The 12,480-nt window shown below is 70.5% G+C and carries 10 protein-coding genes; 5 read left to right on the forward strand and 5 right to left on the reverse strand.

The window, feature by feature from the left end:
- Window positions 1–50: 50 nt before the first annotated feature.
- Window positions 51–1,481 carry a Fe-S cluster assembly protein SufB gene (gene sufB / locus O7601_RS26515; protein ID WP_281563793.1) on the reverse strand — a complete coding sequence of 477 codons (1,431 nt, stop codon included), beginning with the start codon at window positions 1,479–1,481 and terminating at the stop codon, window positions 51–53.
- The gene (locus tag O7601_RS26520) at window positions 1,478–2,215 is read right to left on the reverse strand and encodes an HTH domain-containing protein (RefSeq protein ID WP_281567047.1); all 738 of its coding nucleotides are present in this window, start codon (window positions 2,213–2,215) and stop codon (window positions 1,478–1,480) included. Before O7601_RS26520 ends, sufB begins: the two co-directional genes overlap by 4 nt.
- A 178-nt stretch (window positions 2,216–2,393) precedes the next feature.
- Between O7601_RS26520 and O7601_RS26525 the strand changes: the two genes are divergently transcribed.
- On the forward strand, window positions 2,394–3,356 hold the full coding sequence (locus tag O7601_RS26525; RefSeq protein WP_281563794.1) for a COX15/CtaA family protein: 963 nt from the start codon (window positions 2,394–2,396) through the stop codon (window positions 3,354–3,356).
- Between the two features lie 105 nt (window positions 3,357–3,461).
- On the opposite strand, the gene O7601_RS26530 is transcribed toward O7601_RS26525, so the two are convergent.
- The 3 genes from O7601_RS26530 to O7601_RS26540 all read right to left on the reverse strand — a co-directional run bounded on the left by O7601_RS26530 (window position 3,462) and on the right by O7601_RS26540 (window position 5,879).
- On the reverse strand, window positions 3,462–4,385 hold the full coding sequence (locus O7601_RS26530) for a hypothetical protein (RefSeq protein ID WP_281563795.1): 924 nt from the start codon (window positions 4,383–4,385) through the stop codon (window positions 3,462–3,464).
- Between the two features lie 5 nt (window positions 4,386–4,390).
- Window positions 4,391–4,726, reverse strand: coding sequence for a hypothetical protein (locus tag O7601_RS26535; protein ID WP_281563796.1), 336 nt, complete (start codon window positions 4,724–4,726; stop codon window positions 4,391–4,393).
- A gap of 196 nt (window positions 4,727–4,922) precedes the next feature.
- Window positions 4,923–5,879, reverse strand: coding sequence for a heme o synthase (locus tag O7601_RS26540; RefSeq protein ID WP_281563797.1), 957 nt, complete (start codon window positions 5,877–5,879; stop codon window positions 4,923–4,925).
- 289 nt (window positions 5,880–6,168) lie between these two features.
- Between O7601_RS26540 and tkt the strand changes: the two genes are divergently transcribed.
- From tkt to O7601_RS26560, 4 genes are all read left to right on the forward strand, one after another.
- A complete protein-coding gene (tkt, locus tag O7601_RS26545; protein WP_281563798.1) occupies window positions 6,169–8,307 on the forward strand; it encodes a transketolase in 2,139 nt (712 codons plus the stop codon).
- Between the two features lie 17 nt (window positions 8,308–8,324).
- Window positions 8,325–9,506 (forward strand): transaldolase, encoded by a 1,182-nt coding sequence (tal, locus tag O7601_RS26550; protein ID WP_281563799.1) that lies wholly within the window; start codon window positions 8,325–8,327, stop codon window positions 9,504–9,506.
- A gap of 247 nt (window positions 9,507–9,753) precedes the next feature.
- Window positions 9,754–11,325 (forward strand): glucose-6-phosphate dehydrogenase, encoded by a 1,572-nt coding sequence (zwf, locus tag O7601_RS26555; protein WP_281563800.1) that lies wholly within the window; start codon window positions 9,754–9,756, stop codon window positions 11,323–11,325.
- A 91-nt stretch (window positions 11,326–11,416) separates the two neighbouring features.
- Window positions 11,417–12,433, forward strand: a complete 1,017-nt coding sequence (locus O7601_RS26560; RefSeq protein ID WP_281563801.1) for a glucose-6-phosphate dehydrogenase assembly protein OpcA — start codon at window positions 11,417–11,419, stop codon at window positions 12,431–12,433.
- Window positions 12,434–12,480: the final 47 nt, after the last annotated feature.

The raw sequence follows: 12,480 nt of genomic DNA on the forward strand, positions 1-12,480 counted from the left end.
CTTGCTTGGGTATACGACGACGGTGTCCGGTGCTCTGGTGGCGGCCAGGGTCAGCCGACCGCGCCCTCCATCTGCAGCTCGATCAGGCGGTTGAGCTCCAGCGCGTACTCCATGGGCAGTTCCTTGGCGATCGGCTCGATGAAGCCGCGCACGATCATCGCCATCGCCTCGTCCTCGCTCAGGCCCCGGCTCATCAGGTAGAAGAGCTGGTCCTCGCTGACCTTGGACACGGTCGCCTCGTGCCCCATCGACACGTCGTCCTCGCGGATGTCGACGTACGGGTAGGTGTCGGAGCGGGAGATGGTGTCGACCAGCAGGGCGTCGCACTTGACCGTGCTGGCGCTGCTGTGCGAGCCCTCCAGCACCTGCACCAGGCCCCGGTACGAGGTCCGGCCGCCGCCCCGGGCGATCGACTTCGACACGATGGTGCTGCTGGTGTGCGGCGCCGCGTGCACCATCTTGGCGCCGGCGTCCTGGTGCTGCCCCTCGCCGGCCATGGCCACTGAGAGCACCTCGCCCTTGGCGTGCTCGCCGGTCATGTAGACCGCCGGGTACTTCATGGTGACCTTGGAGCCGATGTTGCCGTCGATCCACTCCATGGTCGCGCCCTCGTGGCACACGGCGCGCTTGGTGACCAGGTTGTAGACGTTGTTCGACCAGTTCTGGATGGTGGTGTAACGGCATCGGGCGTTCTTCTTGACGACGATCTCCACCACGGCGCTGTGCAGCGAGTCCGAGGAGTAGATGGGCGCGGTGCAGCCCTCGACGTAGTGCACGTAGGCACCCTCGTCGACGATGATCAGCGTCCGCTCGAACTGGCCCATGTTCTCGGTGTTGATCCGGAAGTACGCCTGCAGCGGGATCTCCACGTGCACACCCTTCGGCACGTAGATGAACGAGCCGCCGGACCACACGGAGGTGTTGAGCGCGGCGAACTTGTTGTCGCCGACCGGGATCACCGTGCCGAAGTACTCCTTGAACAGGTCCTCGTGCTCCTTGAGGGCGGTGTCGGTGTCGAGGAAGACGACACCCTGCTCCTCCAGGTCCTCGCGGATCTTGTGGTAGACCACCTCGGACTCGTACTGCGCGGCGACACCGGCGACGAGGCGCTGCTTCTCCGCCTCCGGGATGCCCAGCTTGTCGTAGGTGTTCTTGATGTCCTCGGGCAGGTCCTCCCAGCTGGCGGCCTGCTTCTCGGTGGAGCGCACGAAGTACTTGATGTTGTCGAAGTCGATCCCGGTGAGGTCGGCGCCCCAGGCCGGCATCGGCTTGCGCTCGAACAGCCGAAGGCCCTTCAGGCGCAGGTCGAGCATCCAGGCCGGCTCGTTCTTCTTGGCCGAGATGTCCCGCACCACCGCCTCGTTGAGGCCGCGCTGAGCCGAGGCTCCGGCGACGTCCGGGTCGGCCCAGCCGTACTCGTAGTTGCCCAGGGCGGCGAGCTGCTCCTCCTGGGTCAGGGGCTGGACGATCTGCTCGGTCATCTATCTGTCCTCACAGTGGTGACGGTCTTACCGGACTGGGCGTGCGGCGAACCCGGGATGTGCGTGGTGCACACCCCGTCGCCGTGCGCGATGGTGGCCAGGCGCTGCACGTGGGTACCGACCAGGCGGGAGATCACCGTGGTCTCGGCCTCGCACAGTTGGGGAAACTCGGCAGCCACGTGCGCCACCGGACAGTGGTGCTGGCAGAGCTGGCCGCCGGAGGCGATCGTGGAGGCACTGGCAGCGTATCCCTCGGCGGTCAGCGCCGCGGCGAGAGCCTCGGCACGGGCCATCGGATCGTCGCCGGCGTCGGCCAGGGCGGCCTGACAGCGCGCCTCCAGGGCTGCCACCTGCTCGGCGGCGAATCGCTCCACCGCCTGCGTGCCGCCGGTGCGAGCGATCCAGCGCAGCGCGGCGGTGGCCATGTTGTCGTAGTGGTGGGTGCCACACCGGCTGCGGGCGGCGTCAGTGAGCAGGAACACCTTGGCCGGCCGGCCCCGCCCGCGGTGACCGCGTACGGTCTGCTCGCGGGCCACGACATCGCCGTCGGCGAGCATCGCGTCCAGGTGCCGGCGTATCGCCGCCGGGCTGAGCCCGAGCGCGTCGCCCAACTGGGCGGCGGTGGCGGCGCGGCGTTCCAGGAGCAGCAGGGTGACCCGGTCCCGGGTCGACGGCTCACTGGCGAGCGTGCCGACCGGGGCCGGCGACGCAGGCGTGGCGTCGACACCGGGCAGCGACCGGCCGGCGACCGTACCGGTCGTCGGCTGGTGCTCGGTGAGCGCCGCCGCCTTTTTCACAACGCCCACGTTACGTAATTCGACCAGGGCCCGCAAACGTGACCCCGGTGATCCGAACCACCGCAGGTGCGGAGTCACCCGATCGGCGACAACTACGTTGCGTAGGATTCGCCTCGTGAAGCGACCCGACCGTCCCCTGGTCTCCATCACCCTGCTGCGTCGTCTGGCGTTCGCCAACATCGTCGCCAACGCCGCGATCGTCGTCACCGGCGGGGCGGTGCGGTTGACCGCGTCCGGGTTGGGCTGCCCCACCTGGCCCCGGTGTACCGACGAGTCGTACACCACCACGGCGGAGATGGGCATGCACGGGGTGATCGAGTTCGGCAACCGCCTGCTCACCTTCGTGCTGGTGCTGATCGCGGGGGCGACCCTGCTGGCCGCGCTCGCGTACCGGCCCCGGCGGCGCGGTGCGGTGCCGCTGGCGCTGGCCGTCGTGCTCGGCATCGTGGCCCAGGCGGTGATCGGCGGGATCACCGTCCGCACCCAGCTGCATCCCTCGATCGTGGGCATTCACTTCGTGGTGTCGATGCTGCTGCTGCTCCTCGCGTACGCCCTGTGGCGTCGGGTGAGCGAGCCGGACGGCCGCAAGGTTCCGGTGGTGCCGCCGGCGCTGCGGTCTCTGACCTGGATCACCCTGGTGGCCAGCGCGGCGGTCATCGTCGTCGGGGTGGCGGTGACCGGCAGCGGCCCGCACGCGGGCGACGCCGACGCAGTCCGCAACGGCCTGGACCCGCAGACGATCTCCCAGATCCACGCCGACCTGGTGTTCCTGCTCGTCGGCCTGACCGTGGGTCTGTGGCTGGCGTTGCGCGCGGTCGGCGCGCCGGCGCGGGCGGTGCGGGCGGCGCTGACCCTGCTCCTGGTCGAGCTGGGGCAGGGGGTGATCGGCTTCGTGCAGTACTTCACCAACCTGCCGGCGCTGCTGGTCGGCCTGCACATGCTCGGCTCCTGCCTGGTCTGGCTCGCCACCCTCGCCCTGCTCTGGTCAACCCACCAACGCCACCCCACCACCCACCCCACCCCACCCACCACCCCCACCACCCCCTCCCACCCGACCCTCGCCCCCACCCCCGCCTAACCTCGCGCCGATCATGAACTTGTTGTCGGCCTCTCCGGCGTGGCGCGACAACAACTTCATGATCAACCCGTCGGGGCGGCGGGCCGTGGGACCTGGCTGGCGGGGTTAGGGGGTGGGGTGGGGCAGGTGGAGGGCGATGGCGTCGGCGAGGCGGCGGGGGGCGTGGTCGGCGTGGGCGAGGAAGAGTGAGGGCTCGGTCAGTTCGAGTTCCACGAGCACCGGGGCGCCATCGGCGCCGGGGATCAGGTCGACCCGGGCGTAGAGCAGGCGCTCGGATCCGCCCGGCACCGCCGCGAGGGCCTGCGCCGCGACGGCGAGTTGCGCCGGCTGGGCAATGCGGGCGGTGATCTCCTCGGCCCCGTTCAGCACCTCGTCACCCTGCTCCGGCCCGGTCAGTATCGGCCCCTTGCGGATGGCGTGGCTGAAGGTCAGCCCGGCCGGGCCGGCGAGGAAGAGCAGCGCGGTCTCACCGACGGTGTCGACCGCGGTCAGGTACGGCTGGACCATGGCCACCCGACCGGTCGCGCCGAGCCGGCGTACGTGGGCCACCGCGAGATCCCGGTGCTCCGGGTCGGCCAGGTCGTACCGTCCGGTGCCCCGACTGCCCGCGCTCACCGTCGGCTTGATGACGTACTCACCACTGGTGGCGGGCGGCTGCCACGGCTCGCCGGGTAGCACCCAGCCGGTGGGTACGGTGGGCACGCCGGCCGCGGACAACTCGTCGAGGTAGCGCTTGTCGGTGTTCCAGCGCACCACGTCAGCCGGATTGACCAGCCGCGGCACGCGAGCCGCCCAGGCGACGAAGTCGTCCCGGCGGAACAGGTAGTCCCAGGGCGAGCGGAGCACGGCCAGGTCGTAGCGGGCCCAGTCGACGGCCGGGTCGTCCCAGACGACGGGGTCGGCGACGATCCCCCGGACGGCCAACGGGGCCACCACGAGACGATCGTCCTCGTGGAGGTCGGCCAGGTCCGCGCAGGTAACGAGAGCGACCCGGGGTTTCCCCCGGGTCGGCTGGTGGTGTTCGGTCAATTATCTCAACGGGCCATCGTGCGTCGGGCCATCGAACGCCAGAGGTCGTTGCTCGGGCGCATCTGGTCCATCAGTTCCCGTTCCCAGGCGTTCTCCACGGCAACCCCGGCCTGCGCACAGGCCTCGCGGGCGGTCACCGTGTCCTCGGCGAACTGGTCGCCCCACGCGCCGTCGGAGCCCACCAGGACGATGCGGGCACCGCGCTTGCCGACGTACTCGATGACCGCCTTCGCCCCGCCATGCTCGGCGGCGAACGACCGGATGCCCGCGATCAGGCCGTTGGGCGCCTGCCCGGAGGCGGTCTGACCGGTCGTCAGCGTCGTATCGGAACCATCTGCCATAACGTGAAGACTAAGCAGAGATGCACCCGGACGGGCGAGAACCATCAACCTTTTGTGATACCCATTACCCGCAGGTTTAAGGAATACCAAAGACGTTTCGCCCGTATTTATCAGCCCCAAAACGGGTCAATCGGAGCCGCAAAACGCCATCAAGCGGGCCTTCGCCGGGGGTGGGAGATCCGGGCGCGGCCAGCCGTCAGAGCAGGGCGTCAAGGGCCGCGGCGGCGAAGACGATGGTCAGGTACGAGGTCGACCAGTGGAACAGCCGCATCGGTCTGACCGGCTCGCCCCGACGGGCCCGCCCCGCGAGGCGGTGCGCCTCGGCCAGGAAGATCGCGCCCACCACCAGCGTCGGGACGCCGTAGACCGCGCTCAGCCCCAACGCCCACACGGCCAGCGAGGTCAGCACGGTCAGCCAGGCGAACAGCACGATCTCGGCGTTGACCCGCCGGACCGAGGCGACCACCGGGAGCATCGGGATGCCGGCCCTCGCGTAGTCGTCCTTGTACTTCATGGCCAGTGGGTAGAAGTGCGGCATCTGCCAGAAGAAGACCACCCCGAACAGCGCCCACGCCACCGGCGACAGCGAGCCGGTCACCGCCGCCCAGCCGATCAACACCGGCGCTGCGCCGCAGGCGCCGCCCCAGAAGGTGTTCGCCGTGGTCGTACGCTTGAGCCACAGGGTGTAGACGACGTCGTAGTAGACGATCGCGGCCAGCGTGAGCCCGGCGGCGAGCAGATTGGTGAAGACCGCCATCAACGCGACCGAGACCACCGCCAGCACCAGTCCGAAGACCAGCGCGTTACGGGGCGTCACGGTGTGCGCCGGCAGCGGCCGTCGCTTCGTCCGCCGCATCAACTGGTCGATGTCCCGGTCGATGTAGCAGTTGAGCACGCTGGCCGCGCCCGCCGCGAGCGAGCCGCCGACCAGCACCACCGCGACCAGCCACAGCGACGGCAACCCGCCGTGCGCGAGCATCATCGCGGGCACCGTGGTGACCAGCAGCAACTCCACGATCCGCGGCTTGGTCAGCGTCACGTACGCCGCCACCACCGCCCGCAGGTCGCGGGGGCGGGCTGGGGTCTCCCCGGCCGTACGCACCGGCGGCTGCCCGGCAGGGTTACTGACGGGGCGCTCGGTGATCATGCTCACGGATTGCCACCTTCCGGCGTCGGGAGGGGAGGTCACGGCGGCGGGACCGACTCGGGTCCACACACCGACCCACACACTACGCGTCGTCGTTTTGGCTGCCCGGGCGACCCGGTAACGGTGCCAGTCGTCACACCGGAGGCTGGCGGGCGGGCCGGTGACGAGGGTGAACCGGGAAGCGCACCCGAAACGTACAGATCAGCATGCTGAGATCCTCGGGCGCACGTTTAGCCGCGCTCGATAGGGTCACCAGTGAGGGTTCCGCCCATCTCGCCGAGGAGCACAAACCACCGTGGCTGCCAACCGACCCGCGCACCCCGCACTTGACTGGTCCGATCTCGACCGCCGTGCCGTGGACACCGTCCGCGTACTGGCCATGGATGCCGTGGAGAAATCCGGCAACGGCCACCCGGGCACCGCGATGAGCCTCGCCCCCGCGGCGTACCTGCTGTTCAACCGGGTGATGCGGCACAACCCCGCCGATCCGAACTGGCCCGGCCGGGACCGCTTCGTGCTCTCCGCCGGGCACTCCAGCCTCACGCTGTACATCCAGCTCTTCCTCGCCGGCTACCCGCTCAGCCTGGACGACCTCAAGTCGCTGCGGCAGTGGGGTTCGCTCACCCCGGGGCACCCCGAGCACGGGCACACCCCCGGTGTGGAGACCACCACCGGCCCGCTCGGGCAGGGCCTGGGCAACGCCGTCGGCATGGCGATGGCGGCACGACGCGAACGCGGCCTGTTCGACCCGGAGGCCGAGGCCGGTGAGTCCGCCTTCGACCACCACATCTGGTGCATCGCCTCCGACGGCGACATCGAGGAGGGCATCAGCCACGAGGCCAGCGCCCTGGCCGGGCACCAGCAACTGGGCAACCTCTGCGTGATCTACGACGACAACGAGATCTCGATCGAGGACGACACCCGCATCGCGCTGAGCGAGGACGTCGCGGCCCGTTACGCCGCGTACGGCTGGCACGTGCAGACGGTCGACTGGCGGCGCGGCGACGCCGAGCAGGGCGACTACCACGAGAACGTCGACGAGCTGTACCAGGCGCTGCTGGCCGCCAAGGTGGAGACGGGTCGCCCGTCGTTCATCGCGTTGCGCACCATCATCGGCTGGCCGGCACCGAACAAGCAGAACACCGGCAAGATCCACGGCTCGGCGCTCGGCGGCGACGAGGTGGCCGCCACCAAGGAGATCCTCGGCTTCGATCCGGCCGGCACGTTCGAGGTCACCGAGGAGGTGCTCGGGCACACCCGGTCGGCGCTGCGGCGCGGCGAGGCCGCGCAGCAGGAGTGGACGACCACCTTCGACTCGTGGTCGAAGGCCAACCCCGAACGCCGCGCCCTCTACGACCGGCTGGCCGGCCGGACGCTGCCCGAGGGCTGGACGGACGCCCTGCCGGAGTTCCCCGCCGACGCCAAGGGTGTCGCCACCCGGGCCGCCTCCGGCAAGGTGCTGGCCGCGCTCGCGCCGGTGCTGCCCGAGCTGTGGGGCGGCTCGGCCGACCTGGCCGAGAGCAACAACACCACGATGAAGGGCGAGCCCTCCTTCGTGCCCAGCCAGTACGCCACCAAGGAGTTCCCCGGCCACGAGTACGGCCGCACGCTGCACTTCGGCATCCGCGAGCACGCCATGGGCGCGATCCTCAACGGCATCGCCCTGCACGGCGGCACCCGCCCGTACGGCGGCACCTTCCTGGTCTTCAGCGACTACATGCGGCCGTCCGTCCGGTTGGCCGCGTTGATGAAGCTGCCGGTGGTCTACGTCTGGACGCACGACTCCATCGGACTCGGTGAGGACGGCCCGACCCACCAGCCGGTGGAGCACCTGACCGCGCTGCGGGCCATTCCCGGCCTGGACGTGGTCCGCCCGGCCGACGCCAACGAGACCGCCTGGGCCTGGCGGCAGGCCCTGGAGCACACCGACCGGCCGACCGCGTTGGCGCTGAGCCGGCAGCCGCTGCCGACGCTGGACCGCGCGCAGCTGGCCAGCGCGGAGGGGGTCGCCAAGGGCGGCTACGTGCTGGCCGAGGCGTCCAACGGCAAGCCCGAGGTGATCATCGTCGGTACCGGCTCCGAGGTGCAGCTCTGCCTCACCGCCAGGGAGCGGTTGGAGGCCGACGGCACTCCCACCCGGGTCGTGTCGATGCCCTGCCAGGAGTGGTTCTTCGAGCAGGACGAGGCGTACCGCGAGTCGGTGCTGCCGCGCGGGGTAAGGGCCCGGGTGAGCGTGGAGGCGGGCATCGCGATGTCCTGGCGCGGCGTCGTCGGCGACTGCGGCGAGAGCGTAAGCCTGGAGCACTACGGCGCGAGTGCCCCGCACTCCGTGCTCTTCGAGCAGTTCGGCTTCACGCCGGACCGGATCGTCGCCGCCGCGCACGCGGCGCAGACCCGGGTCGGCGACATCACCGGTTTCACGACCGGCAACTGAGGGGAGCGTTGGCGCACATGACGACCGACAGGCTGGGCGAGCTGACCGCCGCGGGAGTGGCGGTCTGGCTCGACGATCTATCCCGGGTACGACTGAACTCCGGCGGGCTCGACCAGCTGCGCCGGGACAAGCACGTGGTCGGGGTCACCACCAACCCGACCATCTTCGCCAAGGCGCTGAGCGACGCCGACACCTACGACTGGCAGCTGCGCGACCTGGCCACCCGCGACGTGGACGTGGAAGAGGCCGTCCGGATGCTCACCACGTACGACGTGCGGTGGGCCTGTGACGTGATGCGCCCGGCGTACGACGCCAGCGACGGCGTCGACGGCCGGGTCTCGATCGAGGTGGACCCGCGTTCGGCACACGATTCGGCCAAGACCATCGCCGAGGCGAAGGCCCTGTGGTGGCTGGTGGACCGGCCGAACCTGTTCATCAAGATCCCGGCGACCGAGGCCGGGCTGCCGGCGATCACCGCGGCCCTGGCCGAGGGGATCAGCGTCAACGTCACCCTCATCTTCGGCCTTGACCGCTACTCGCAGGTGATGGAGGCGTTCCTGGCCGGGCTGGAGCAGGCGAAGGCGAACGGCCACGACCTGAGCACCATCGGCTCGGTGGCCTCGTTCTTCGTCTCCCGGGTGGACAGCGAGGTGGACAAGCGGCTGGAGAAGATCGGCTCGGAGCAGGCCAAGGCGCTGCGGGGCAAAGCCGCGGTGGCCAACGCGCGGCTGGCGTACGAACGCTACAGCGAGGTCTTCTCCACCGACAGGTGGCGGGCGCTGGCTGACGCCGGTGCCCACCCGCAGCGCCCGCTGTGGGCCTCCACCTCGACAAAGAACCCGGACTACCGGGACGTCATCTACGTCGAGGAGCTGATCGCGCCCGGCACGGTCAACACCATGCCGGAGCCGGTCATCCACGCCTACGCCGAGCACGGCGAGACCCACCCGGACACCGTCACCGGCGCGTACGACGACGCCCGGGGCGTCTTCGCCGCCCTGAAGTCGGTGGGCGTGGACCTGGCCGACGTGATCGCCACCCTGGAACGGGAGGGCGTGGAGAAGTTCGAGGCCAGCTGGCAGGAACTGCTCGACGGCGTCCGCAAGTCGCTGGCCGCCGCCGGCCGGGGCAGCAGCAGTCCCGGCGACGCCGCCCGGGGCAACGCCGACGCCGCCGCGCGTGCCGGAGGAAACGCGTGACGGTGCCGGCCGGCAGGACCCACGCCGCCACCTGCACCGGGTGGCGGCGTGGGCCGGTGGTGCAACGAGAACGGTTCGCAGGTGGGTAGCTTTTTCAGACAACCGGTACGGTCGACGTTGATCTACCGGTGCCCGGAACCCCGTACTCCTGTCGGGGAGTCGCCGGCGGCAGCCGGTGCCCCTGGCCGCTCGGTAACGTCCGCTGCCGCACCGGCAGCCGACCGATCGGCCGGCGGACCTCGGCGCGATGGGTCGCTCCGGGCATGACGATGGACGACGTGGACGAGCGGAGCGAGGAGGCGGCGTGAACCCGCTGCGCGACCCGCAGGATCGGCGCTTGCCCCGGATTCCGGAGCCGTGTGCTCTGGTGATCTTCGGGGTGACCGGTGACCTGGCTCAGAAGAAACTGCTACCTGCGGTCTACGACCTGGCCAACCGGGGGCTGTTGCCGCCCGGCTTCGTGGTCGTCGGGTTCGCCCGGCGGGACTGGGGCGACGGCGATTTCGCCTCGCTGGCTCGCGAGGCGGCAATGGCCCACGCCCGGACACCGTGGCGGGAGGAGGTGTGGTCACGACTCGAACACAACATCAAGTTCGTCGGCGGGTCGTTCGACGACGACACCGCCTTCGACAACCTCGCCCGCTGCCTGGAAGGTCTGCGCGACAGCCACGGCATCCACGGCAACGTGGCCTTCTACTTCTCCATCCCACCGACGGCGTTCCCGGTGGTCCTCAAGCAACTGGCCCGCACCGGCATGGCCGACAACGAGAAGTGCGGCGGCTGGCGCCGGGTGGTGGTGGAGAAGCCGTTCGGCCACGACCTGCCCTCGGCCAAGGCGCTCAACGACCTGGTCGACGACGTCTTCACCCGGCAGGACGTCTTCCGCATCGACCACTACCTGGGCAAGGAGACGGTCCAGAACATCCTCGCCCTGCGCTTCGCCAACAGCCTCTTCGAGCCGCTGTGGAACTCGCAGTACGTCGACTCGGTGCAGATCACCATGGCCGAGGACGTGGGCATCGGCAGCCGGGCGGGGTTCTACGACTCGGTCGGCACCGCCCGCGACGTGTTGCAGAACCACCTGCTGCAACTGCTCGCCCTGGTGGCGATGGAGGAGCCGACCAGCTTCGACGCCGACGAGATCCGGGCCGAGAAGCTGAAGGTACTCAAGGCCATCACGCTGCCCAAGGATGTCACCCAGGGCACGGTGCGCGGTCAGTACCTGCCCGGCTGGGTCGGCGGGCAGCGGGCCAGAGGCTATCTGGAGGAGGACGGCGTCCCGTCGACGTCGACCACCGAAACGTACGTGGCGGTGCGGCTGGGCATCCAGAACCGCCGGTGGGCGGAGGTGCCGTTCTACATCCGGGCCGGTAAGCGGCTGCCGCGGCGGGTCACCGAGGTGGCGGTGGTGTTCAAGCAGGCACCGCACCTGCCGTTCAATCCGGCCGACATGGAGATGCTCGGCAACAACCAGCTGGTGATCCGGGTCCAGCCGGACGAGGGCGTGGTGCTCAAGTTCGGTTCGAAGGTGCCCGGCACCACGATGGAGGTCCGCGACATCGCAATGGACTTCCAGTACGGCGAGGCGTTCACCGAGTCCAGCCCCGAGGCGTACGAGCGGCTGGTGTTGGATGTGCTGATCGGCGACCGGACGCTGTTCCCGGACGCCGCCGAGGTCGAGCAGAGCTGGGCCGTGGTGGACCCGCTGGAGCACGCCTGGGAGGGCACCAGGCCCGAGCCCTACCGGTCCGGCGAGTGGGGGCCCCGGGCCGCCGACGAGATGCTGGCCCGCGAGGGCCGGGCCTGGCGGCGGGCGTGAGCGAGCGATTCATCGGGCTCGGCAGCGCGGCGGCTCGCGCCGCCGGTGAGCGGAGCGAGGCGACGCGAGGCGAGCGAAGCAGGAGGCTGCGGTGATCGGACTGTGGGACACCACCGGCAACGAGGTGGTCAAGGCGCTCGCCGCGGAACGACGCAGCGCCGGCGGGGTGGCCAGCGGGATGGCGCTGACGCTGATCGTGGTGGTCGACGAGAAGCGGGTCCGTGAGGCGGAGGCGGCGGCCACCATCGCCGCCGCCGCGCACCCGTGCCGGCTGCTGGTGGTGGTCCGCTCCGACGTGGACCGGGACCGCAACCGGCTCGACGCCGAGATCGTGGTCGGCGGGCGGCTGGGCCCCTGCGAGGCCGTGGTGATGCGGATGTACGGACGGCTGGCGCTGCACGCCGAGTCCGTGGTGATGCCGTTGCTGGTGCCGGACGTACCGGTGGTCACCTGGTGGCACGGTGAGCCGCCGGAGGAGATCGCCACCGACTTCCTCGGTGTGGTCGCCGACCGGCGCATCACCGACTCCGCGCAGGCCGCCGACCCGATCGCGGCACTGCGGCAGCGGGCCCGCGACTACGTCTCCGGCGACACCGACCTCGCCTGGACCAGGATCACGCCGTGGCGCACCCTGGTGGCCGGTGCGTTCGACACCACGGACGCGCAGCTCACCGAGGCGGCGTTGGTCGCGCCACCCACCGACCCGACGGCCGCGCTGATGCGGGGCTGGCTGCGCAGCCGGCTCGGCATCAAGCCACGCTGGGACCGGACCCGGGAGTTCCCCCGGATGCGGGAGGTCCAGTTGCGCTGCGCCAACGGCGACGAGTTGACGCTGACCCGGGAGGACAGCGTGGCCACGTTCCGGCGGACCGGCCAGGAGGATCGGATCCTGCCGCTGGTGCGCCGGCCGCTCGGCGACGAGTTGGCCGAGGAGCTGCGCCGGCTCGGCACCGACCAGGTGTACGCGGAGGCGTTGGGCGCGTTCGCCGGGCTCAGCAACCTGGACCGACGGCCCAGTCAGCGGGTGCACGTGTGGAAGGATCCGGCCACCGCCCAGCGGGCCGAGGCCGGCGTCACCGCGCACGCCACGACGAACACCGGCTCCTGACCCCTCCCACCCCTCCGGTAGGCACGACACCGACCGCCCGGCGGTCG

Origin of the sequence: Verrucosispora sp. WMMD573 (assembly GCF_027497175.1) — a bacterium.
In the GTDB taxonomy this organism is placed as follows: Bacteria; Actinomycetota; Actinomycetes; order Mycobacteriales; family Micromonosporaceae; genus Micromonospora.

What these genes read in the sequence shown, in the direction of transcription:
- sufB (WP_281563793.1), bottom strand. Translation starts at nt 1,481, where the DNA reads ATGACCGAGCAGATCGTCCAGCCCCTGACCCAGGAGGAGCAGCTCGCC.
- O7601_RS26535 (WP_281563796.1), bottom strand. Translation starts at nt 4,726, where the DNA reads ATGGCAGATGGTTCCGATACGACGCTGACGACCGGTCAGACCGCCTCC.
- tal (WP_281563799.1), top strand. Translation starts at nt 8,325, where the DNA reads ATGACGACCGACAGGCTGGGCGAGCTGACCGCCGCGGGAGTGGCGGTC.
- zwf (WP_281563800.1), top strand. Translation starts at nt 9,754, where the DNA reads ATGGGTCGCTCCGGGCATGACGATGGACGACGTGGACGAGCGGAGCGA.